This is a genomic window from Rhodococcus sp. BE178, assembly GCF_050433545.1.
Lineage (GTDB): Bacteria > Actinomycetota > Actinomycetes > Mycobacteriales > Mycobacteriaceae > Prescottella.
The window spans coordinates 181,411-201,882 of the sequence record NZ_JBNPXA010000007.1 but is presented as its reverse complement, the minus strand read 5'-3'; the positions used below and the strand labels follow the sequence as shown (position 1 = coordinate 201,882).

Here is a 20,472-nt window from a genome sequence, read left to right as displayed (position 1 = left end):
GACGACCAGCGCGGTCACGCAGTCGATCCGACGCAGCACGTCAGGGCCGCGGCACAGCACGCGGTGATCGGTGACCAGTCCGCGACCGAGCGCGCTCGCGAATGACTCACGTGCGGTGCGGGCCGCCTTCGGGGCCGTCACCAGAGCCGTCGTCCCTGCCGTGCGGAGACTGCCGGTGGCGGCACCGACGGCCACCGAGCCCGCGAGCTGCACCCACGCGGCCCGCTCGAGATGGCGATCGACCGCGCCGCTGGGGGGAGCGGTGTCGGCGGGCGTGCTCCGGGGGAGGGGACTGCGCTGCCACGCGCGCCGGTTGGCGACCACCTCGCCCACCACCGACGCCCGCAGCAGCGCCTCGACCGCGAGAGGGGCCGGCGCCTGCGCGGCCGCGAAGCCGGCGGCCGTCGCGGTCGACAGGACCAGGTCGGTGCCGACGCGACCGAGCCCGGCCTCCAGGAGCCGGCGCAGCCGCGGTTGGTAGTCGAGGACCGTCACCGGCGCGGCCAGCGCGAGGGGTAGCCGCGGCAACGTCAGGATCCGTCCCGCCGTCGCGAATCCGAACCCGACGGAGTGGGCGGCGAGCGCGGCCACACGGGCGCGGAGCACGGCATCGTCCCAGGCCGGCGGCGGTGGACGATCGGTGCCGGGGGAGTCGGCCTGTCGAGGCGCGAGCAGCGCGGTCAGCACACCCGCGGTCGCGGCGGTGCCGACGACCGCCGTCGTCAGTGCCGTGTCCAGGCTCCGGCGGGGCAGTGCGCGTGCCTGCCCCAGTAGTGCCCCGACCCCCGCGATCCTCACCGAGTGGTACGCCCCCGTGGCCGGGAGGTCGTGCTCTTCTTCGTCGTCTTCTTCGCAGTTGCCTTCTTGGTGTTCGCGGTGCGGTCGGGACCCGCTCGGGTGGGCTTGGCGGGCGCGCTCGCGGGGGCGGCGGCCATCGCAGCCTCCGGGTGCGCGCCGCGCTCGTGGAGTTGCCTCAACACGAGCGCGGCGCCCCCGACGGTCAGGACCACCGGCCATTCGACGAGCCCCACCGCGCCCGCGGCGGCCATGGTCAGTACGGCGGCCGGTGTGGAGTGGCTCCCAGTTTCGACGCCTCTGCGCATCCCGTCGGCCATTCCGCCGACCGCGCCCCGGACGCCCCCGACGACGGTCCCGACAGCCGCGCCGCCGACCGCGCCGATCGAGGCGGTGGTCGCCTCCGCGATCCCGGAGACGGTCCGCACGGCTCCGTCGGCGAACGACATTCGGCCGTTGCCGGATCTGTGACCGTTGTGCGAGGTGTTCCCTGTCTGTTCCATCGAACGCCCATCGTCGGATTCGCAGTCGCAGTGGGGCTGCAGTCGTCGGGGATCGGGTTACCACTCGCAGCCGAGTCTAAACCCGACCACCTGCCTTGTGAACCTTTCGGACGTTCGATCGGCACGAATCACCCGGTGTGTCAAGCGTTGTATTCAGCCAAACGGCAACCCGTGGCATTGCGACCGTCCGGTCCTAACGTTGTTCTCTGTCACCCCATCTCGTTGCGCCCCCGATCCGAGTGCGGCGCACGGATTTTCCGTCCCATTGCAACCCAGGAGTCCTCGATGTTCCGTATGCGCCGTCTGCCCCGAGCTGCTCTCGCGCTCGCGCTCGTTCCCCTGGCAGGGCTGGCGGGTACCGCTGCAGCAGACCGATGCGGCGTCCGCGTTCTCCACCGGGCAGGTGGATGCGTGGGCCTCCTTCCTTGCTCCTTACCAGGAGGCGAAAGTGAAGGGCGCCAAGGAGATCGCCACCGAGGGCAGCATCGACTCGGTCGATAACACGATCATCGCCGGCCGCACCGCGGTGCTGCAGGAACATCCCGAGGCGGTGCAGAAGTTCCTCGAGGTCACCCAGGACCTCACTCGCCGGCAGCGGGAGAATCCGGCCGCGTTCGAGAACGTCTTCGAACAGGCCGGTCCGCGGGCGCTGACCGGGCAGCGGCTCGACGACGCGATCGCGCTCGGCGGCAAGGTCACCGACTTCCGCTACCCGACCGCCGCCGACGAGGCGGATCTGCAGTCCGTGGCCGACCTGTTCTACGACAACGGCGTCATCCAGCGGCAGATCGCGGCCTCCGACCTCACGTTCGACCTGCAGGGCGCGGTGGCCGACAAGCAGGCGGCACGGCGATGACGGTCACCGCGCAACCTGCCGCCGACACCAGGGTGACGGAGTCCCTGGCGCTCGAGGGGCCCCGCTACCGGAGGACGCGCAGCAGGCCGGCGTGGCTGTCGCTGCCGCTGCGACTGCTCGCGAGGTGCTCTCCGGCACGGGATCTGCCGGCTTCGTCACCGGCTACGCCGAGGTCTTCCGCCGGCACCCCGAGATCACGTCCATCGTGCACGTGCACACGCCGTGGCTCGGTGGCTGGGCGCAGACCCACCGCACGTTGCGGATCAAGTACGCCGCCTCGCAGCGCCTGACGCTGTCCCGGGACATCCCGCCGCACATCGACCGCAGCCAGTCACCGGGCAACTTCATCCTCGATCGCCTGGTCGACGACCCGGACCTCGTCGCGACCTTCGAGGCGAACGGCGGTGTCAACGTCATCGGCCGCGACGGGCTGCTCGAGCTCGCCAAGTTCGTCGTCCTGCTCGAGGAGGGCGCCCAGTACCAGGCGCTCGGTGAACTCGTCGGCGGCACCGTCGACTTCGACAAGACCAACCTCGTCGCCCAGTGGGGCCGCAGCGGCCTGCTCGACGAGGCCCGCCGCCGCGGACTCGTCTGAGCCCGAACCGATTTCAGGAGGACTTCCGTGACCATCCGTGTCGGGTAATTCCCGAACAACAACTCCCTGTTCGCGTTGCGCCACAACGGCCTGCTCGAACTCCGTCTCCCCGACGTCGAGTGGGTCGACCTGCGCGACCTGCCTTCGACGCGACGGGTCGATCCCCGGCACGGGTTGCCGACGCTGCACTCGGACTGGCTGTTCGAGGACGGCGGCTACGACGTCATCGGGACCGGGTTCACCCCGCCGATCACCGCCCTCGGTCAGGGCCGCGACCTGGTCTACGTCGGCATCTCCGGCCCGCGGGTGGAGAACGGCCGGCTGGTGACCCTCGCCGACTCCGGTATCCGCACCGCCGCGGACCTGCGCGGCAAGCGGATCGGGATCGCGCACGGGTCGTGGCAGACCACGCTCGCGCTGCTCGCCCTCGACCGCGAGGGCCTGACGTGGTCGGATGTCGTGCCGGTGGATGTCGATGTGAACGAGGGCGGCGGGGCACTGCTGCGCGGTGACCTCGACGCCTGGGTGGGCGCCTATCCGGGCCTGGCCGACGTGGAGGCTGCCGCCCGGCTGCACACCCTCGTCGACACCGACGGGCTGTTCAGTCATCCGTCACTGTGGTTCGTGCGCCGCGACTTCGCCGAGAACCACCGCGCCGAGCTCGAGGCGGTCATCGCCGCGCTGCAGGAATCCGACGCGTGGATCGTCGCGAATCCGCGTGAAGCGGCACGGTTCTTCGTCGAGGACGCCGAAAGGCGCGGGGGCACTGCAGATCTGAACCGTTGGGAGGAGGCACTGCGCGGCCGGCCCCTCGGGATCGGTCCGGTCACCGAGGAGTTCCTCGACGAGCAGCAGCGCGCCGCGGACCTGCTGTATGCCAACGGTCTGCTGCCGAAGCCGGTGGCGGTGCGCGGCGCGGTCCTGCCGTGGATCGGCGGGGTGGTCGAGGCGACCCGGCCCGGCGCCGCGGTGTGATCGGCCGGCCGGCACCGGCTACCCTGGTCGTCGAGTGTTCGCGTTCGTGGCGGCACACGTGAGCAGCAGGGATGGCGTCGATGGGCAGGCAGCGGGGCGGCCGCAGAACCGAGGGGCGCACTCCTCGCGGTGACGAGGGAGGACCCGTCGCAGGGGCCTACGAGATCGACACCGGGATGTGCGAACTCGAGGAGGATCCGTTCGATCCGCAGAGCTGGATCGTGAAGATCAACGGTGAACCGAGTTCGCACATCGACCTCGCCGATCCGCAGACCCTCGCTTTCGACTACATGCGGTGGATATCCGAACTGTCTCGTTCCCAATGGGATTCGCAGACCAAGCTGCGGGTGCTCCACCTCGGCGGCGGCGCCTGCACTCTGGCCCGCAGCTTCGCATCCGTGTACCCGGAGGCGCGTCAGGTGGTCGTCGAGTTGGACGGCCGCCTCGCCGTGCTGGTCCGCGAGTGGTTCGACCTGCCGCGGGCGCCGCTACTGCGGGTTCGGGTGGGGGAGGCGCGCGCGGTCACCGAGACGCTCACCGACGACAGCCGGGACCTGATCATCCGGGACGTGTTCGCCGGGCGCAGCACGCCTCGGCCGCTCACCACGCTCGAGTTCACCAGGCAGGCACGCCGCGTGCTGTCCCCGGGCGGCATCTACGTGGTGAACTGCGGCGATACCCCGGATCTGCGCGGCGCGCGCGCCGAGGCGGCGACGATCGGCGCGGTGTTCGAGCACACCGCGATCATCGCGGACCCCGCCATGCTCAAGGGCAAGCGTGACGGCAACATCGTCATCGCCGGCAGCGATGTCCCGATCGGAACGTCCCCGACACTCGCCAGTCGCGTCCTCGGCGGCGGCACCCCGGCCCACGTGTGGCAGGACGCCCAGGTCCGGCGGTTCGCCGAGTCGGCGAAGGTACTGCGCGACGAGGGCACGCCGACCGAGGGGTGACAAGGATGCTTGACATCTGGGTGTCAAGCATCTTTTACTCTTCCTGTGACCGGTACACCACGCGGCAACCGGGTGCGCGAGCATCGCAAACAGGCCGGGATAACGCAGGCCGAACTGGCACGTGCGGGCGGTGTGAGCCGTCAGAGCATCGTGTCGGTGGAGGGCGGCGACTACGCGCCGAGCGTCTATCTCGCGCTGCGTCTGGCGCGGGCGTTGGACGCGAGTGTCGAGACGCTGTTCCCGTTGGACGAGGAGGGGTGACGATGAGTGTCTTCGTGAACGCCATGCGGGTCGTGGGAGACCTGGACGACGAGTTCTACAGTGACGAGCGACAGCGTGACGTGTGGAACGAGGCCGCGGCCGTCGGGTTCCAGCTGTTCCTGTGGGCGGCGCTGCTCGCCGCGGCAGTGCTGCCGTGGGTGGCCGGTGCCGTCGGCGCATGGGTGGCGCTCGGTCTGCTCGTGGTCTCCATCGCGATCTCGGCCTGCACAATGGAATTCGCGCGCAGGCGGCAGGTCGATCTGCGCGAGACGGCAACCATGGCTCGCCCGCGGATGGCAGTCGCCGTCGCGGTCTACGTGATCGGCGCGGCCGGAATTGTCGCCCGCCTGCTGGTGTCGAACAGCGACAGCGCGTCGTCGACGTGGGCGGGCGTGATTGTCGGGGCGGCGATCGGCGGCGCCGCTGCCGTCGTCGGCGTCCGGAACAAGCGGCGGCGCCGGGCGCGGTTCGAGGCGGCCGACGACTAGGGCGTGGCGCGCCACTGTCAACCGGTGGCGTCACAGCAGTTCCCGGTTCCGGTTCGGTGCGCGGATGCCCTTCGGCTTCCGTTGTCCTGCAGGGCGATCAATGCGCACATCGCCGCGCAATGTGCTGCTGCGCGAACAGTAGGGTGCATGGCTATCGCCCATGCTCGTCGGGCTGTCGATGACATCTTGCCTTCCATTTCGTCGGTGGGGTTGTTCGTCTACGTCGTTGTTGTGGAACAGATTCGGCGTCGTCGGGTCAGTGGCTGTGGTGACCGGATGCCTGCTCGGGTACCGGTGTAGTCGCGTTGTCGGCAGTCACGGTGAACTCGGCGGTACGCACCACTCCCTCGTGTCGGAAGTCCAAGAACAAGCGGTAGGCCCCGACGCTCGGCATGCCGGCGTAGAAGTTGATTGCGGGCCCAGCCGGCGTGACGCCGTCACCGGGATGGCCGTCCGGGTGGACGTGGAGATACGTGAGGTCGGAGGCGTGTAACGCGACCAGATGGCCGTACGCGCCCAGATAGGGCTGCAGGTCCGTTACGGGTTGCTTGTCGCGGCTGACCGAGAGCGTGAGCTTCGATGTTCGGCCTGCGTGGGCCGCCCCGTCGAGGGAGACGGTGTAACTGTCGACCGTCGCAGTGGCGGTCGCGAGGGGCAATGGCCGCGGCTCGTAGGTGCCTGCGACGTGCACGTCCGCACCCAGCGTGATTCCGTCGCCGCCGTCCGGGGTGAAGTCGGCGAAGATTCGATAGTCGCCAGCGTGATCGAAATCGACTGGCACATGCCAGGTTCCGGACGAATCCAGTTCGGGGTGCACGTGCTGAAATCCGGTCAGGTCGTGGCCGACCACGATCAGATGCAGTTGCTTCTCGTGGGCGTCGGTGTACCGGGTCAGTGGGATTCCGGTCGAATCGACGATCCGGAACTGCAGGGGTACCCGGCTCCCGACGGTCGTCTCCGACGCTGCCAGTTCCAGTGTGTAGCCGCTCTCGCTGAACATCAGTCCTCCAAGTGGTAGGGCGGTGGCAGCTTCCGTATCGGAAGGGCTGCGGTTGTCGTGCGTCTCGGGGTTGCGTACTGCGATGCCGCAGGCCGCATTGCAATTTGTACTATACCCCCCTAGGGTATCGATCGGTGAGACAATCACCGACGGGAGATCTGATGTGCCCCTGCGGTGGGCGCCGATCGAGGATGTTCGAGTATTGCCTGTTTGTCGGGCATTTCGCGTCCGTGCGGGCCAGTGTTCGCCGTGGCTTGATCGTCCAGATCGCCCTTGATCTTCCGTTTCATCGCCCATACCCCGTACAGGTAAGGAAGGGGCAGTATGTCCACGCAAGCACAATCCACCCGAAAGTGGTGGGCGTTGGCGTTGATAGCCGCCGCGCAGTTCATGGTCATCATGGACACCTCCATCATCGGTGTCGCTCTTCCCCAGATGCAGAGTGATCTGGGCTTCTCCCAGGAGGGCCTGACGTGGGTGTTCAACGCCTACGTCATCGCATTCGGTGGGCTGCTCCTACTCGGTGGGCGCCTCTCGGATCTGTTCGGTGCCCGCCGAGTGTTCACCGCCGGCTGGCTGATCCTGCTGGCCGGTTCCGTCGTCGCCGGTGCCGCCGGCAACGTCGCCGTCGAGCTCACGGGCCGCGCAGTCCAGGGCGCCGGTGCGGCACTCATCGCGCCGTCGGCCCTCACCCTGTTGATGATGCTGTTCGGCAGCACGCAGAAGGAGATGACCAAGGCGCTGTCCATCTACGGTGCTGCGGCCCCGGCCGGCGGCACCGCCGGGGTGTTCCTCGGCGGCGTCATCACCGAATACGCCAGCTGGCCGTGGGTCTTCTATCTCAACATCCCCATCGCCGTCATCGCACTGATCGCCACGCCCTTCCTGATGCCGAACGCCGCCGCGCGCACCGGATCGATCGATCTTCTCGGCGCACTCGCCGTCACGGCAGGCCTCGCTGTCGGAGTCTTCGGCATCGTCAGGGCACCCGACGTCGGCTGGGGATCGGGGCAGACGTGGCTTGCGCTCGCGGTATCGGCCGCATTGTTGGGCGCCTTCGTGATGATCCAGTCCAAGCGCCGCGAACCATTGGTACGACTCGGAATCTTCAAGGCACCCAACCTCGCCGCCGCCAACATCGCTCAGCTGGTCCTCGGTGCGGCGTGGATACCGATGTGGTTCTTCCTGAACCTGTACCTGCAGCAAGTGCTCGGTTACAGCGCCTTCCCGGCCGGTGCGGCTCTGCTGCCGATGACAATGCTCGTCATGCTCGGCATGATCGTTGTCGCTCCCAGGGCCATGCAGCGGTTCGGAGCCAAGACGATGATCGTGGCAGGGTTGCTGGTTCTCGGAATCGGGCTGGGGTGGATGTCGTTGGTGCGGCCCACCGGCAACTTCTGGGTCGATGTGCTGCCGGCGTCGCTGGTGGCAGCGGCAGGCATGACGCTGGCGTTCATTCCCTCACTGGGGACGGCGATTTCGGCCGCACGCCCCGAGGAGGGCGGATTGGCGTCCGGCATCGTCAATGTCAGTTACCAGGTCGGCTCTGCTGTCGGGCTGGCCGTGATGACGGCAATCGCAACCGTGTTCGGTGCTGACCAGCTCGGTGACCTGACGGAGCTGACGAACGGGTTCTCCGCAGTCTTCATCGGTGCGGCAGTCATTGCGCTGGTGGGCGCGGGTATCACCGCGGTAGCGATGCGATCGACCAAGGTTGCCCCGGAGCCTGTGAACGCCTGACCCGCAAAGCCTCGAATCGAACAGGAAGGCTCAACCCATGCCCACCGATCGCACCTACCTCGTCGCCGGAATGACCTGCGGAAGCTGCGCACGAAAGGTAGCCGGCCACGTCGAGCGGATTCCCGGAATCATCGGCGTCGACATCGACCTCGCCAGCGGCGGAATCACCCTCACCAGCGAGGGCCCGGTCAGCGATGCCGATGTCCGGCAGGCCGTCGAGAACGCCGGGTACAAGCTCACCACCAACTGAGCAACCGCACACACACAGGTCGACTTCGCCGCCCGTCCCGGCCACCCCCACCGGCGGTAAGCCGGGACGGGCGGGGAGCCGACCGCTCACGAAACCACAGAGGACTGCTATGCCTCGTTTCACACCTCTCACCCCGGATACCGCTGTCGGTGCATCGCGGGATCTTCTCTCCGAACTGGTCTCCCGTCATGGGCAGGTCGGCGGGATGGTCTCCACGATGGCGCACTCGCCCGCCGTGCTGGGCGGCTATCTGCAGCTCAGCCGGGCTATGAGGCGAACGAAACTGAACCGCAGGATCGGCGAGCGAATCTCGATCGCGGTCCAGGCCCGGCAGGGTTGCGCCGCCTGCCTCGAAGCCCGCATCGCCGCCGCGCACGCCCACGGTGTCGAGACCGACGAGATCGACCGTGCCCGCTCGGGCACCTCGGCCGGTCCCGCCATCGCGGCGATGATCGACCTCGGCCTTCGCGTCTACCAGGAACCGACCTCGATCACCGATGAACACGTCGCGGGCCTTCGCGGGGCACGGCTACAGCGACCGCGAGATCGCCGATGTCGTCGGCATCGTCGCCCTCAACCTCCTGACCGGCGCCTTCAATGTCCTCGCGGGAGTGAAGACTACCGACGGCTAGGCCGGTTCGGGTTCGGAGTCCAGCGGGACCTCCCGTGCGGCGCGGATGCCGATCCAGGCGCCGATGAGGGTGAAGCCCAGCAGGCAGCCGGCCCCCACACTGCCGAGCACCGTCAGCCAGGTCTCCGACAGCGGGGCGAGGGCGCCGAATCCGGTGAGGATCGAGCAGTAGCCACCGATCTGCATCGTGCGGCTCCCGGCTCGGTGGGCGGTGGTCCACGCCTCGTCGCTCACCATCGTCGACGGTGTCCGAATGCCGGCGTACGGGTTTCGCTTCAGACGGCCGCTGGCCGCGGCCCGCGACGCCCACACGACCGCGACCCCCGCGATGGTGAAAGTCAGCCACAGCAGCACCCGCAACCCGATCGACTCCATGGGACTCACGCTAGATCATGAGCACGACACACACTCATGCTCCGGCGGGCAACGTGCTGAAGTCGGCCGGTCGGCCCTCCGCGAAGGCGGCCAGCGCCTCCCTGTTCGCGGGCCCGCCCAGCATCTCGCGGAAGCACGCGTTCTCCCGTTCGCGCGCGGCGGCGATCTCGGCGCGCAGCGGCTCGGTCATCGTCCGTTTGACAGCGATCAGGCTCGAGATCGGCTTGGCTGCCAGGGTTTCGGCGTGGGCACGGGCAACGTTCATGAGCTCGTCCGGCGCGCACACCCGCCACACCAGGCCCATCTCCTGGGCTTGGTCCGCGTCGATCCACTCCGAACTCATCAGCACCCATGCCGCGTTCTGCCGGCCGATCAGCTTCGGCATCAGGTAGCTCGACGCGGCCTCCGGTGCCACGCCGAGATCGGTGAACGGGCACTTGAGCCGCGCCTGGCTGGACATGAACGTTAGATCCGCGAACCCGAGGATGGTGGCACCGGCACCCAGCCCGAGTCCGTTCACCGCGCAGATCAGCGGCTTGGGAAAGTTCACGAGTGCGTCGATCAGGCCATTGAAGCCATGCTTGCCGCGCTGGTAGTTCGGATCGGTTGTGAGCGCCTGCATCTCGCGCAGATCGGTACCCGCGCTGAACGCGCGTCCGTTGCCGGTGAGCAGCACCACCGCGACTTCCGGGTCGTCGGCGGCGGCCAGCAGCGCCTCGGTGGTGGCGTCGTACAGCGCCTCGCTGAACGCGTTGAGTGCGTCGGGCCGATCGAGCGTCAGTGTCCGTACGCGGGCGCGGTCGTCGATGAGAATGCTCATGCCAGCACAGTAGAACGTGTTGCAGCTTCAGGGGTGCGTATCCCGTTCAGGAGGACGCAGGGTGCCGCCGATTCACCGTTTGCTTAAAAACTGATATCACTTTAATATCTGTTTTGATGGTGCGCGACGGACTGCGCCACGCTGACGAGAGGGCACCCATGACTGCCGGGACATCCGCAATCGAATCCGTTCCGATCGAGGCCACGGGGGTGGAGGAGCGTCCCGGCTGGTCCGCGAACGGCTGGCCCTTCGCGATCGGCGGGCTGCTGGCGATCGTCGCCGGCGCTGGTCTGATCGCCGCCGGGATCCTGCTCGGGTCGGGGATCAACATTCCGCTCGTCGTCGCCGGGGGAGTGTTCCTCTTCGGCGCGCTCGACGCCCTGGTGGGGCTCGTGCTCGTCGAGCCGGGGCAGGCGCGGGTGCTTCAGCTGCTGCAGGGCTCCTACTCGGGGACGCTGCGGCAGGACGGACTGCGCTGGGTCAACCCGCTGAACACACGCCGGGCCATCTCCACCAGGATTCGCAACCACGACACCGGGAAGGCAAAGGTCAACGACGCGGACGGCAATCCGATCGAGATCTCCGCCGTGATCGTCTGGCAGGTCCGCGACACCGCTCGCGCCATGTTCGACGTCGACGATTTCGAGGAGTTCGTGGCGGTCCAGACCGAGGCCGCAGTGCGGCACATCGCCGGCAGCTACCCCTACGACGGCGGCGGGGAGTCGATCTCTTTGCGGCAGAACGCGGACGAGATCACCTCGAAGCTGTCCGACGAGGTGGGTGAGCGTGTTCGGTCCGCGGGCGTGCAGGTGATCGAGTCGCGCATCAATCAGCTCGCGTACGCCCCGGAGATCGCGCAGGCGATGCTGCGGCGCCAGCAGGCCGGTGCCGTCATTGCGGCGCGCGAGCAGATCGTGCAGGGTGCGGTCGGCATGGTCGCCTCCGCGCTGGACCGGCTCGAGCGCGAGCACACCGTCGAACTCGACGAGGAGCGCAAGGCGGCGATGGTCTCGAATCTGCTGGTGGTGCTCTGTGGCGACCAGGGCGCCCAGCCGGTCGTCAACACCGGAACCCTCTACCAGTAGGCTGCGCCGTCATGGTCGAACGCAAGAAGGTGCTGTTGCGCCTCGACCCGGCCGTGCACGACGCGCTCGCGCGATGGGCCGCCGACGACCTGCGCAGTACCAACGCGCAGATCGAGTTCCTGCTGCGACGTGCGCTGGACGACGCGGGACGGGCGCCCTCGAACGCCGAGAAGATGCGGCGACCGGGACGCCCGCGCAAGGACGACGAGTGATGCGGCGCGGGGGGGGGGGGGGGGCCCCCCCCCCCCCCCCCCCGGGGGGGGGGGGGGGGGGGGGGGGGGGCCCCCCCCCCCCCCCCGCGCCGCATGTAGCTCAGTTCCGGGCGAACCGCGCCGGCTCGGTGTTCGGCACCTGCGAGACCTGCCCGCGCGCCACCAGGTGGCGCAGGTGCGCGGCGGCCTCGGACAGCGCCATCCCCTTGGCCATCGGGTGGAACTTCTCCCACGGCCGGTACCACTTCATCCGCTCGGCCACCTGCCACACGGTGATCTCGTCGGTGCCGAACGCCTCGTACAGGTGGTCGAGGCGTTCCTCGTGGTGATCGATCAACTCACCGGCACGGCCCGCCACATCGACGATCGGAAGACCGTGCGCGCCGAGCCCGCGGGTGACGTCCATCTTCTGCACGCGGCGCAGCGACTCCATGAACTCGGCGAGCGCGTCACGCTCCTCGAGCGGGTACACGAAGTTGCCGATGTGCGGGGTGGTCTTCTGCAGCACGTGGTCGCCGGTGAACATGACGTCGGCATCCTCGAGATAGAAGCACACGTGGCCGGGGGTGTGACCCGGAGTGAACACCGCCCGCAGGTTCCGTCCGCTCAGTCCGATCAGCTCGTCGTCGACCAGGACGCGGTCGGGTGCCGATTCCGGACCCACCGGGGGATCGCCCTGCGCTGCCTTCTCGAACGCCTCCCGGTCGGTCAACGACGCGCCGGCGCGCTCGAGGTTGGACAGCTGGAAGTCCATCCACTCCTCGTTGCGGCCCGACGACATCTTCTCGAACATGTCGTGGTCGGCCTCGTGCATCGCGATCCACGCGCCTGACGCCTCACGCACCCGGCCGCACAGGCCCGTGTGGTCGGGGTGGAAGTGCGTGAGCACGACGCCCTCGACCTCGGACACCGAATGCCCGATCGACTCGAGGCCCGACGTCAATCCCTCCCAGCCCTCGTCGCCGTCCCAGCCGGCGTCGACGAGGATCACCCCGCCCGGCGACTCCATCGCGTAGACGAGGGTGCTGCCCAGCGGATTGTGGGACATGGGAACAGAAATCTGGAAGATGCCATCACCGATGGCAGAAGCACCTGACATTTGCGCAACCTCGTTGGCTAGATGAAGAACCCGCTCTACCTATGCCTTCATAGTTACTCTTCGGGTTTCGGGGCGGCGTGACCGGTCCCACTTAGCGGAAAATGGCGGCTATGCAACCAGGTCTGCGAACTCGGGGTGCGACGCGACGTACTTCTCGACGTACGAGCACGACGGCACGATCTTGAAGCCCTGTTCGCGGGAGGTGTCGAGGGCGGCCTTGACCACCTGGCCGGCCAGGCCCTGGCCGCGGAAGTCCGGGTTGGTGACGGTATGTCCGAAGTCGCGGACGCCGTTCGTCTCGATGTAGTCGGCATAGCCGGCGAGGGCGTCGTCGACGTAGATCTCGAAGCGGTTCTCTCCCGCGTTGTGCTCGATCCTGTTCGCCACGGCCGGGCTCCTTTCGTTTGCTTACGAACGCACGTTACCCGGGTACAGCGCCGGATCGAGGGCGTGTATTCCGTGCCGGTCTGGATCCGGAGCGGTTCCCGGACGACAGCGAGCCGACGACCGCGTTCGGCCGCGGCGCCGTCTACACCCGCACCTGCGCTGGTTCGCGGCTGCGTGCCGAGCCGTACCCGCACGCCGGCGTCCCGTGGGGTGGTGAACACGCGGCTAGCGATTTCCTTGCTGCTTGATCTCTTCAAATCTCGCTCTGAGCAACGGAATGAAGGCAACGGCATCAAAGTCTTGGAAGCGGTCCCTGTACCTCATGAGGACTTGCTCGAGATGGCTCACGATATCGGCGCAAAGCTGTGTCCTCATCTCCCCTTCCGATAGGTCCTCATACTCGTCTACGACGAGCATCTGATCGACCAGGAGCTTGTCGTCCTTCTTGATGTACCGAACAAGCGACCTCAGGTTGCCCTTCTCGATATTGGTCTTGTGATAGAACCGCAGGATCAGGCCGAGCGCAATGTGGCTGAACTGGGCATCAAGGTTCCGCAATTGGGGAGCAATTCGATCCTGCCAGGCGTAGTCATTCAGGCTATTGAGAACGTCGTCCAGGATGTCCTGGTTTGTAGTGGCCTTTTCCGCCGTTTTCCCTCCTTGTGAATCATAAGTGATCTTCAAGAAGATACCCATAATCAAGACGCCCTTCTTCTTCTTCTTCTTCGCGGCCTACTACGAACCGCGCGCAGAAACGCGGTGAACCCTGTCGACCACTCCAGCACCTCTGACTGCATAGAGAATCAAATACCACAACAGTCGTCACAAACTGTCGTTGTAGTAGTCGTTGCAGTACTAGATCAGGTCCAGGGGCTCCCCGAACCGGTCGTAGTAGACCTCGTAAGCGAGCCCGCCAAGATTGGCTGGATCACCGACGTCGATGTGTGCCGGCATCCGGCTCGGCTCTGTGAGAACCGCTTCGTATCTCACCCGCCCCTGGCTGACGACCCACTGCGCTGCATCTTCCAGGCCATCCTCGGACTCATCGGGCCCCAGATAGGACCGATATGGCTCGTCCTGCAGCTCGGCGGCGAAGTCCAAGAACAGATCTTGGAACTTGTAGACGGCGTCCTTCGGTAGTCGTCCAAGAATTTCGCGAAGGCGTTCACGGCTCCTCGAGGACTCCTCTACAACGTCCCAGAACCAGTCGACGTCCGGACCCTCGTCGTGACGAACATCGTCAGCCAAAGCCTCTCCCAATCTTGCAGACGAGCAGACCTACCGGCATCCCATCGGCGATGAGGCCGGCCCGACCGCAACCGCGCGCGATCACTTCATCCCAGCACACGCTTGGAGACCATGCCTTGTCGGAGACGCCCTAACGGGATGTCGACCCTTCCGGCTCCTCTGGCTTCTCCGTGTCCGCGGTGTCCTCCGCCTCCTCCGGGCCCTCTGGGGCGCCGGCGGCGTCCTCCACCTGTGGAGTGCGGGTCGGCCGGATGAGGATCTCCAGTGCGAGAAGCGCGACCAGGGCAATGACGACGATCCAGAACACGACCAGTCCGGTCGGGTACCGCCAGAACACCAACAGCAGGGCGGCGACCCCGATGATGAAGCACCGCAATGGCACTCGAGCCTGACCTGCCCACCGTTCCACGTTGGTGGGGGTCCGGTCGGTGCGTGGGTGTCGCACAAGGTCCAACGACTTCCCGTATCCGCGGCGTATGGCCATGGCCGAGGACGAGCCACCGATCAGGTACGCGCCGAGCGCGATAACCAGGCCCACCACCGCGACGGCACGCAGACTCGTCCGCAGTGGCACGGCGACGGTGTCGATGACGGCGGTCGCCGCGTCCGGGGACAGCACATCTGCCGGAACCGCGTCGAGGTAGAACGCGCGTCCGACCAGGATTCCCACTGCCAGAACGAACATTCCGACGGCGACGGCCAGACCCGCGAGGGACAGGGTGTGCAGCCGTCGGCCGCGGGGCGCGATGCCGACCGCAGCGGCGGCGCAGGCGATCCCCAGCCACGGAAGTATCGCCGAGGCCTTGTCGAGCGCGTTGACCGCGCGCTGGGCCTTGACCAGGTCGGGGGATTGGAACAGCACGAACTGCTTGTCCACCGTCGGGATGTTCTCGGCGAAGGAGAATCCCCGATCCGTCAGTTCGGTGCGCACGTTGTCGATGATCGTCGCCAAGGAGATGGTGACAGTGCCGCTCTGATCGACCTCCACGGAGCTGGGGCCGTAGTTTCCGGTCACGACCGCCACGAGCGCGTTGTGCGCGGTTCGGTTCGCCTGGATCCAGAGGTCCTGGAACTGTTGGGATTCGACGAAGGACAGCACGGTCTCGTGGACGAAGCTCTTCGCCTGTCCCGCGATCACCGGCGCCAGGCCGACGACTGCCTGATCGACGCGGGGTGCCTTCTCGTTCAGGTTCGAGACATCGACCAGCGCGTTCAGTGCGTCGGCGGTGAGTGCCTCGATGTCGACCCGCGAGAAGATCTCGTCGGTGACCTGATTGGTGATCTCCGATTGGACGGCAGGGTCCTCGGCCAGCGGTGCGACGGTGGTGACGTAGCGATCGGTATCGAGGATCTGACTGCGGGTGAATCGGGAGGTCACCGACACGATGGCGAGGAGGGCGACCAGGATCAGCAGGATCGTGACCGCCGTCCAACGCAGCCAGTGATGCGGAGTCCGCGGCGCCGCTCCGGCAGCGCCAGCGGTGTCGGATTCCCGAGCACGCAAAGTCGCGACCTCGGAGCGCAATCGGAGTAGTTCCGAACGCTCGTCGCTGTCGAGGGGGCGGTCGTTCGTGCCCTCGTCCATCACGCTCCAATCCGATACGGGCGGTCGTCGTGCGAGTCAGGCCTCCCGGGGGTTCCAGGTGGCCACCGCCCAGATCACGACTGTGTTGAGCGCGACGAGCAGGATGGCCCACAGCGGGTAGTAGGGCAACCACATGAAGTTGACGAGAATCGACAGCGAGCAGATCACCATCGCGGCGACCCGAGCCCAGGTCGCACCGGTGAAGAGGACGGCGCCGACCAGCGCGATGATCACGCCGAGCACGAGATGGATCCATCCCCAAGTGGTGACGTTGAACTTGTAGACGTACTCGAGTCCGACGACGAACACCTCGTCCTTCGCCACCGCGGAAATCCCTTGGAGGAACTCGAGCACACCGATGGTGACCAGCAGGACTGCCGCCCCCATCGACGTCCCTTTTGCTACACCCTGCTTGACCACATCGTCGGACATGACCTCGTCCCTTCACTGGAGGGTGAAACCGGCCTGGTGCGACTTATTCTCCTCCGAGAGGACGCATCACGGCACCGATTTCATCTTCCCTTTTCCTCGGGGCTCACCATGCGGACAGAATGGGCGCTCCACGGTCGTGATCCGCGCCCGCGAGACGGTCATTCACTACCTGTCGCGCGGTGATCCGGCGGTTCGATCGCGGTCGCTTCGTCGAACAGCGTCGGTTCGGTGGGGTTGCCGAACAGTTCCATCTGACGCGGCTTGATGGCGTGCGGTATCGGTCGACCAGGATCGGGCAGCGCGACGACGCGCAGTGCCGATCGCAGCGCCTCGTGGGTCTGCGCCCACGCCCTCGCCTCGTGGTCGCACACGTCGGCCTCCTCCGAATCACCCTCGGCACGGGCCTGTTCCGCGGACTCGCGCCAGCTGATCTCCTGCTCCGACGTGGTTCGCAGATAGTCGAGGAGCGCGTCGCGGTCGTGACCGCACACCTCCGCGACCTCCTCCGCGTTGAGGACACCGGCGCCGTGTGGATCCAGATGGAGCAGCGTCAACAGCGCCGCAGGCAGGTCGTCGTCGGTGTCCACGGAATCGATGGGATCCGGGTTCTCGGCGTCGGGGGACTCGACACCCGAGTCGTCGTCCGCGAACCGCGATCCGTCGAATCGGGCAGCGAACCGTGCGTCGACGGTGGGCAGGAACTTCCCGATCACGTCGATCGCGTCGACGAGATGACGCGGAACGAAGGGGTTGCCGGAGATGTCGATCGACGCGTTCAGCCGATCCTCGTCGAGGGTGAACCGGATATCGGGCCACTGTTTGGTGAGGTCGCAGATGTTCTCGGCCGCCCGCGTGCGTCCCGCGACCGCGTGCAGCAGCGGAATCCACAGTCGCACGAGTGGCTTGTCCGGGTGGGCGATGACGAAGACGGGCTGACTGCCGAGGGTGAGGACGACGTCGCCGTCATCGTCGAGCTGCGGCACGAAGCCCAGCGCCTGATCGACCGTGCGCGAGATCAGTTCCCGGAGTTCGGACGGGTCGCGGGGTGCCACCGCGGCGGTCTCGTCGAGTGTCGAGGATGCCGGCCGCGCTCCGTCGGAGGTGTCCGGTGTATCGGCACCGAGGAGATCGGTGCCCTCGAGCGTGCCGATGATCTCGGGGTTCAGAAAACTCGGGTGGGGGACGCTCCAGACCTCTCGCAGGGTGGTGACGGTCATCGCGGCGAGCTGGTCGGCCCAGCGCTGTTCCTTGTCGACGAAGAACGCGGGCGATCCCTCGTCGGGTTCCTCGTCCGGCAGGCGGGTGGGCCGCTCCCATCCCAGCGCGCACAGGCGGTCCTCGGACTCCGGCGACAGCACGTGTCGCGGCGCGAGATACGCGTTGGACGACACCTCGCTCCGCACGTATTCGTCGTCCCACACGAGGAACTGCACCCACGGTGTGAATCCGTCCACCGTGGTCTCCTCGATCCAGTCGAGAATCAGGATGTCGTCGTTCCGCATCGCGGAGAGATGGTCGGCGAGTCGACTCTGGAATCGCGTCCAGGACCGGTCGATCGCGTGGTCGAAGCTGTCGAAATCGAACATGAGCCCCCCTGTCCTTCGGGATGGAGCGTCACTCGGGAGGCGCCCCGCGGGGCCCTCCGTGTCGTGCTGTCATCAAGGTAGCGCGGACCTCCGACAAGTTCGGGAACGGCCGGTCCGGCGCGTGTTCGTCAGTTCGCGAGCAGTGCCGCGGCGCCGGCGGGCAGCTCGGATCCGGGGCGGCGTCGGAAGAGCTCCGCGGGCCGGCCGGTCCCGCTGCTCGACATCCGCCCGGTCGTCTCGAGCGAGTCGATGACCGTCCGCCGGAACGAGTCCTTCGGCAGTGCGTGCCCGTGGATCGCCTCGTACAGGCGCCTCAGTTCGAGGACGGTGAACACCTCGGGCAGCAGTCCGGACGGGTCGACGCGGTGCGCGTAGCGGGTGCGCAGATCGTCGATCGCGTGCGACACCATTTCTGTGTGGTCGAACGCGAGTGGTTCGGTGACCACGCGGCCCTCGATGCGAACGAGTCTCGCGGCGTGCGGAAGTCGGCCCAGCGGGAGGGCCGCGCCGTGCGCCATCGACAGCACCCATCCGCGGTCGTCGCGATCGGGGGCGTCGAACATCGCGAGCTGATGGAAGTCGGTGCCGGTGAGACCCGCTTTGGTCTGCAGCGCGCGCTCGGCGGCGTCGGACAACCGCTCGGCCGGGCGCAGGAACGAACCGGGCAGGGCGAGTCCGCGCGGGCCCTCGACCACCAGGACGTTCAGCTCCCCGGCGTCGACGGTGAGCACCGCGACGTCGACGGCGACGGACGGACGGGGATAGTCGGTGAGGGCCTTGCCGGCCGTGTCGGACCACGTCGTCTTCGCTGCTCGTTTCGTCACCCTTGCAGATTAGCGCAGTGATGATCTAATGTTTAGCGCAGAATCGATCTAAAGGGGGTTCGGGTGGAGCTGAACGAACGGACGGCCGACCGCGCGGCGGGCGTGCTGCTCGCGACCGCGGCCGGCGACGCACTCGGTGCGGGATACGAATTCACCACTCCCGGAACGGGAACGGTGATCGACATGATCGGTGGGGGGATCGGCGCGTTCGCACCCGGCGAGTGGACCGACGACACCTCGATGACGCTCGTGATCGCGGAGGTCGCGGCCTCGGGTCTCGACATCGGCAGTGGTCCCGGGCTGGATGCCGTTGCTGCACAGTTCGTCCGGTGGTTCGACTCCGATCCGGCGGACATCGGGAACCAGACGTCCGCGGTGCTGTCCCGGCGGCCGGTGTCGGCGTCCGAGATGGCCGAGGTGGCGTGGGCGGTGCCGGGCCGTAAGGGCGGCAACGGCTCGCTGATGCGGACCGCGCCGGTGGCGCTGGCCTACCTCGACGACGTCGACGGGTGTGTGCGGGCGGCGCGCGCGATCGGATTGCTCACCCACCACGACACCCGTGCGGTCGAGGCGTGCGAGATGTGGACGTACGCGATCCGGCATGCCGTGCTGCACGGGACCTTCGACGGTGTCCGTGGCTTCCTCGACGGTGCGCCGCGGCCGACGCGTGAGTACTGGGCGCCGCTGCTCGACACGGCCGAACGCGGCGGTCCGGCGGACTTCCCGAACAACGGCTGGGTCGTCGACGCCCTGCTCACCGCGTGGTGGGCGATCACCACCACCGACCCGTCCGGTCCCGAGCATCTTCCGCGGGCGCTCGAGCAGGCCGTGCGCGCCGGACACGACACCGACACCACCGCCGCCATCGCCGGTGGCCTGCTCGGCGCGCGGTGGGGTGTGTCGGCGGTGCCGGACCGGTGGCGGCGGATGCTGCACGGCTGGCCGGGTTACCGCGGCGAGGACCTCGCCCGCATCGGCGTGCGGATCGCATCGGGGCGCACGGTAACCGCCACTACTCTTAACGGGGAGAACGCATGACAGTCATCGACATCGCCGAGGGCGACATCACCACGATGCGGGCGGACGCGATCGTCAACGCCGCGAACTCGTCGCTGCTCGGTGGTGGGGGAGTCGACGGTGCGATCCACCGCCGCGGCGGACCCGCCATCCTCGCGGCGTGCCGGAAGTTGCGTGCGACGACGCTGCCGGACGGGTTGGCGGAGGGGGCGGCCGTCGCGACCACCGCGGGCAGCCTGGCCGCGACGTGGGTGATCCACACCGTCGGCCCGCGCTACTCGCGCCACGAGGATCGCACCGCGTTGCTGCGGTCGTGTTATCGGAGCGGTCTCGCGGTCGCGGACGACCTCGGTGCGGCCACCGTCGCGTTCCCGCTGATCTCGGCGGGCGCCTTCGGCTGGCCCACCGACGACGCGGTGATGCAGGCGGTGTCGTCGATCCGGGCGACCCGCACGAACGTCGGAGTCGTCACGCTCGTCGCCTACGATCCCGCGGTGGCGGCGACGATGCGTCGCGCGGTCGGCTAGAGCGTGTTTCGCGATCGGCGAGATGTCTGTGCCATCCGCGGACCGCCGAGGGGGCGCGCCGGCTCGGCACTTGCGCGAGATTGCCGTAGCGGCGGTGCCGCTTTCGGATCGTCTGCCACGGACCGAATTCCGCTGGCACGTCACGCCCCGCGATACCGGCCCTGGAGCGGCAGCTGATGCCTTCGAACACCCGGCTTGGATCGGCGGATCCTACTGCACTGCTTCTGT

Annotated in this window: 24 protein-coding genes and 2 pseudogenes; 14 read left to right on the top strand and 12 right to left on the bottom strand. The window is 67.6% G+C overall.

Annotation, left to right across the window (positions count from 1 at the left end):
• Positions 1 to 794: 794 nt before the first annotated feature.
• Positions 795 to 1,298, bottom strand: a complete 504-nt coding sequence (locus J2X34_RS15070; protein WP_429518111.1) for a hypothetical protein — start codon at positions 1,296 to 1,298, stop codon at positions 795 to 797.
• Positions 1,299 to 1,746: 448 nt separating this feature from the next.
• On the opposite strand from J2X34_RS15070, the gene J2X34_RS15065 reads away from it, so the two are divergent.
• The 6 genes and pseudogenes from J2X34_RS15065 to J2X34_RS15040 all read left to right on the top strand — a co-directional run bounded on the left by J2X34_RS15065 (position 1,747) and on the right by J2X34_RS15040 (position 5,426).
• Positions 1,747 to 2,154 (top strand): hypothetical protein, encoded by a 408-nt coding sequence (locus J2X34_RS15065; protein ID WP_429518109.1) that lies wholly within the window; start codon positions 1,747 to 1,749, stop codon positions 2,152 to 2,154.
• A 121-nt stretch (positions 2,155 to 2,275) separates the two neighbouring features.
• Positions 2,276 to 2,749 (top strand): annotated as a pseudogene (locus J2X34_RS15060) (class II aldolase/adducin family protein); the annotation flags it as partial.
• 66 nt (positions 2,750 to 2,815) lie between these two features.
• Entirely contained in the window at positions 2,816 to 3,724 is a 909-nt protein-coding gene (locus J2X34_RS15055; RefSeq protein ID WP_258558173.1) for an ABC transporter substrate-binding protein, read from the top strand.
• 80 nt (positions 3,725 to 3,804) lie between these two features.
• Complete coding sequence (locus J2X34_RS15050) at positions 3,805 to 4,677, top strand: spermidine synthase (RefSeq protein WP_181818955.1); 873 nt, start codon at positions 3,805 to 3,807, stop codon at positions 4,675 to 4,677.
• A 45-nt stretch (positions 4,678 to 4,722) separates the two neighbouring features.
• Positions 4,723 to 4,938 carry a helix-turn-helix transcriptional regulator gene (locus J2X34_RS15045; RefSeq protein WP_174909285.1) on the top strand — a complete coding sequence of 72 codons (216 nt, stop codon included), beginning with the start codon at positions 4,723 to 4,725 and terminating at the stop codon, positions 4,936 to 4,938.
• Between the two features lie 2 nt (positions 4,939 to 4,940).
• A complete protein-coding gene (locus tag J2X34_RS15040) occupies positions 4,941 to 5,426 on the top strand; it encodes a DUF2029 domain-containing protein (RefSeq protein WP_429518106.1) in 486 nt (161 codons plus the stop codon).
• Positions 5,427 to 5,682: 256 nt separating this feature from the next.
• Here J2X34_RS15040 and J2X34_RS15035 read toward each other — a convergent pair whose 3' ends face one another.
• Positions 5,683 to 6,426 (bottom strand): hypothetical protein, encoded by a 744-nt coding sequence (locus tag J2X34_RS15035; RefSeq protein WP_174909288.1) that lies wholly within the window; start codon positions 6,424 to 6,426, stop codon positions 5,683 to 5,685.
• A 324-nt stretch (positions 6,427 to 6,750) separates the two neighbouring features.
• Between J2X34_RS15035 and J2X34_RS15030 the strand changes: the two genes are divergently transcribed.
• The 4 genes and pseudogenes from J2X34_RS15030 (at position 6,751) to J2X34_RS15015 (ending at position 9,048) form a co-directional block, all read left to right on the top strand.
• Positions 6,751 to 8,166 (top strand): MFS transporter, encoded by a 1,416-nt coding sequence (locus tag J2X34_RS15030; protein WP_429518104.1) that lies wholly within the window; start codon positions 6,751 to 6,753, stop codon positions 8,164 to 8,166.
• 37 nt (positions 8,167 to 8,203) lie between these two features.
• Positions 8,204 to 8,416 carry a heavy-metal-associated domain-containing protein gene (locus tag J2X34_RS15025; protein WP_114724304.1) on the top strand — a complete coding sequence of 71 codons (213 nt, stop codon included), beginning with the start codon at positions 8,204 to 8,206 and terminating at the stop codon, positions 8,414 to 8,416.
• A pseudogene (locus J2X34_RS15020) lies at positions 8,361 to 8,774 on the top strand (hypothetical protein); the annotation flags it as partial. The gene J2X34_RS15025 and the pseudogene J2X34_RS15020, both read left to right, overlap by 56 nt.
• 139 nt (positions 8,775 to 8,913) lie before the next feature.
• The gene (locus J2X34_RS15015) at positions 8,914 to 9,048 is read left to right on the top strand and encodes a hypothetical protein (RefSeq protein ID WP_258558174.1); all 135 of its coding nucleotides are present in this window, start codon (positions 8,914 to 8,916) and stop codon (positions 9,046 to 9,048) included.
• On the opposite strand, the gene J2X34_RS15010 is transcribed toward J2X34_RS15015, so the two are convergent.
• Positions 9,045 to 9,422: an SdpI family protein gene (locus J2X34_RS15010; protein ID WP_114724305.1), complete on the bottom strand. Its 378-nt coding sequence runs from the start codon at positions 9,420 to 9,422 to the stop codon at positions 9,045 to 9,047. The genes J2X34_RS15015 and J2X34_RS15010 overlap by 4 nt on opposite strands.
• 34 nt (positions 9,423 to 9,456) lie before the next feature.
• The gene (locus tag J2X34_RS15005) at positions 9,457 to 10,242 is read right to left on the bottom strand and encodes an enoyl-CoA hydratase/isomerase family protein (protein WP_114724306.1); all 786 of its coding nucleotides are present in this window, start codon (positions 10,240 to 10,242) and stop codon (positions 9,457 to 9,459) included.
• Positions 10,243 to 10,400: 158 nt separating this feature from the next.
• Between J2X34_RS15005 and J2X34_RS15000 the strand changes: the two genes are divergently transcribed.
• Both J2X34_RS15000 and J2X34_RS14995 read left to right on the top strand, forming a co-directional pair.
• Positions 10,401 to 11,327, top strand: coding sequence for an SPFH domain-containing protein (locus J2X34_RS15000; RefSeq protein ID WP_114724321.1), 927 nt, complete (start codon positions 10,401 to 10,403; stop codon positions 11,325 to 11,327).
• 11 nt (positions 11,328 to 11,338) lie between these two features.
• A complete protein-coding gene (locus J2X34_RS14995; RefSeq protein WP_114724307.1) occupies positions 11,339 to 11,539 on the top strand; it encodes a hypothetical protein in 201 nt (66 codons plus the stop codon).
• Between the two features lie 100 nt (positions 11,540 to 11,639).
• Here the strand turns inward: J2X34_RS14995 and J2X34_RS14990 are convergent, their stop codons facing one another.
• From J2X34_RS14990 to J2X34_RS14955, 8 genes are all read right to left on the bottom strand, one after another.
• Positions 11,640 to 12,638, bottom strand: a complete 999-nt coding sequence (locus J2X34_RS14990) for an MBL fold metallo-hydrolase (RefSeq protein ID WP_114724308.1) — start codon at positions 12,636 to 12,638, stop codon at positions 11,640 to 11,642.
• A 108-nt stretch (positions 12,639 to 12,746) separates the two neighbouring features.
• Positions 12,747 to 13,025, bottom strand: a complete 279-nt coding sequence (locus tag J2X34_RS14985; RefSeq protein ID WP_429518099.1) for a GNAT family N-acetyltransferase — start codon at positions 13,023 to 13,025, stop codon at positions 12,747 to 12,749.
• 225 nt (positions 13,026 to 13,250) lie between these two features.
• A complete protein-coding gene (locus tag J2X34_RS14980) occupies positions 13,251 to 13,721 on the bottom strand; it encodes a hypothetical protein (protein WP_429518097.1) in 471 nt (156 codons plus the stop codon).
• 159 nt (positions 13,722 to 13,880) lie between these two features.
• Positions 13,881 to 14,273, bottom strand: coding sequence for a DUF4240 domain-containing protein (locus tag J2X34_RS14975; RefSeq protein WP_429518095.1), 393 nt, complete (start codon positions 14,271 to 14,273; stop codon positions 13,881 to 13,883).
• Positions 14,274 to 14,403: 130 nt separating this feature from the next.
• Positions 14,404 to 15,858, bottom strand: coding sequence for a hypothetical protein (locus J2X34_RS14970; protein ID WP_429518093.1), 1,455 nt, complete (start codon positions 15,856 to 15,858; stop codon positions 14,404 to 14,406).
• Positions 15,859 to 15,894: 36 nt separating this feature from the next.
• On the bottom strand, positions 15,895 to 16,290 hold the full coding sequence (locus J2X34_RS14965; RefSeq protein ID WP_114722303.1) for a DUF7144 family membrane protein: 396 nt from the start codon (positions 16,288 to 16,290) through the stop codon (positions 15,895 to 15,897).
• A 158-nt stretch (positions 16,291 to 16,448) separates the two neighbouring features.
• Positions 16,449 to 17,876 (bottom strand): T3SS (YopN, CesT) and YbjN peptide-binding chaperone 1, encoded by a 1,428-nt coding sequence (locus J2X34_RS14960; RefSeq protein ID WP_429518090.1) that lies wholly within the window; start codon positions 17,874 to 17,876, stop codon positions 16,449 to 16,451.
• A gap of 128 nt (positions 17,877 to 18,004) precedes the next feature.
• A complete protein-coding gene (locus tag J2X34_RS14955) occupies positions 18,005 to 18,700 on the bottom strand; it encodes an NUDIX hydrolase (RefSeq protein WP_114722301.1) in 696 nt (231 codons plus the stop codon).
• Between the two features lie 63 nt (positions 18,701 to 18,763).
• Between J2X34_RS14955 and J2X34_RS14950 the strand changes: the two genes are divergently transcribed.
• Positions 18,764 to 19,738, top strand: coding sequence for an ADP-ribosylglycohydrolase family protein (locus tag J2X34_RS14950; RefSeq protein ID WP_429518088.1), 975 nt, complete (start codon positions 18,764 to 18,766; stop codon positions 19,736 to 19,738).
• Positions 19,735 to 20,244 (top strand): O-acetyl-ADP-ribose deacetylase, encoded by a 510-nt coding sequence (locus J2X34_RS14945; protein WP_174909317.1) that lies wholly within the window; start codon positions 19,735 to 19,737, stop codon positions 20,242 to 20,244. The genes J2X34_RS14950 and J2X34_RS14945 overlap by 4 nt, the downstream gene beginning before the upstream one ends.
• The last annotated feature ends 228 nt before the right edge of the window (positions 20,245 to 20,472 follow it).

What these genes read in the sequence shown, in the direction of transcription:
- J2X34_RS14990 (WP_114724308.1), bottom strand. Translation starts at nt 12,638, where the DNA reads ATGTCAGGTGCTTCTGCCATCGGTGATGGCATCTTCCAGATTTCTGTT.
- J2X34_RS15000 (WP_114724321.1), top strand. Translation starts at nt 10,401, where the DNA reads ATGACTGCCGGGACATCCGCAATCGAATCCGTTCCGATCGAGGCCACG.
- J2X34_RS15070 (WP_429518111.1), bottom strand. Translation starts at nt 1,298, where the DNA reads ATGGAACAGACAGGGAACACCTCGCACAACGGTCACAGATCCGGCAAC.
- J2X34_RS14995 (WP_114724307.1), top strand. Translation starts at nt 11,339, where the DNA reads ATGGTCGAACGCAAGAAGGTGCTGTTGCGCCTCGACCCGGCCGTGCAC.
- J2X34_RS14970 (WP_429518093.1), bottom strand. Translation starts at nt 15,858, where the DNA reads ATGGACGAGGGCACGAACGACCGCCCCCTCGACAGCGACGAGCGTTCG.
- J2X34_RS14980 (WP_429518097.1), bottom strand. Translation starts at nt 13,721, where the DNA reads ATGGGTATCTTCTTGAAGATCACTTATGATTCACAAGGAGGGAAAACG.
- J2X34_RS14945 (WP_174909317.1), top strand. Translation starts at nt 19,735, where the DNA reads ATGACAGTCATCGACATCGCCGAGGGCGACATCACCACGATGCGGGCG.
- J2X34_RS14960 (WP_429518090.1), bottom strand. Translation starts at nt 17,876, where the DNA reads ATGTTCGATTTCGACAGCTTCGACCACGCGATCGACCGGTCCTGGACG.
- J2X34_RS15040 (WP_429518106.1), top strand. Translation starts at nt 4,941, where the DNA reads ATGAGTGTCTTCGTGAACGCCATGCGGGTCGTGGGAGACCTGGACGAC.
- J2X34_RS15035 (WP_174909288.1), bottom strand. Translation starts at nt 6,426, where the DNA reads ATGTTCAGCGAGAGCGGCTACACACTGGAACTGGCAGCGTCGGAGACG.
- J2X34_RS15015 (WP_258558174.1), top strand. Translation starts at nt 8,914, where the DNA reads ATGAACACGTCGCGGGCCTTCGCGGGGCACGGCTACAGCGACCGCGAG.
- J2X34_RS14965 (WP_114722303.1), bottom strand. Translation starts at nt 16,290, where the DNA reads ATGTCCGACGATGTGGTCAAGCAGGGTGTAGCAAAAGGGACGTCGATG.
- J2X34_RS15050 (WP_181818955.1), top strand. Translation starts at nt 3,805, where the DNA reads ATGGGCAGGCAGCGGGGCGGCCGCAGAACCGAGGGGCGCACTCCTCGC.
- J2X34_RS15030 (WP_429518104.1), top strand. Translation starts at nt 6,751, where the DNA reads ATGTCCACGCAAGCACAATCCACCCGAAAGTGGTGGGCGTTGGCGTTG.
- J2X34_RS15010 (WP_114724305.1), bottom strand. Translation starts at nt 9,422, where the DNA reads ATGGAGTCGATCGGGTTGCGGGTGCTGCTGTGGCTGACTTTCACCATC.
- J2X34_RS15005 (WP_114724306.1), bottom strand. Translation starts at nt 10,242, where the DNA reads ATGAGCATTCTCATCGACGACCGCGCCCGCGTACGGACACTGACGCTC.
- J2X34_RS15025 (WP_114724304.1), top strand. Translation starts at nt 8,204, where the DNA reads ATGCCCACCGATCGCACCTACCTCGTCGCCGGAATGACCTGCGGAAGC.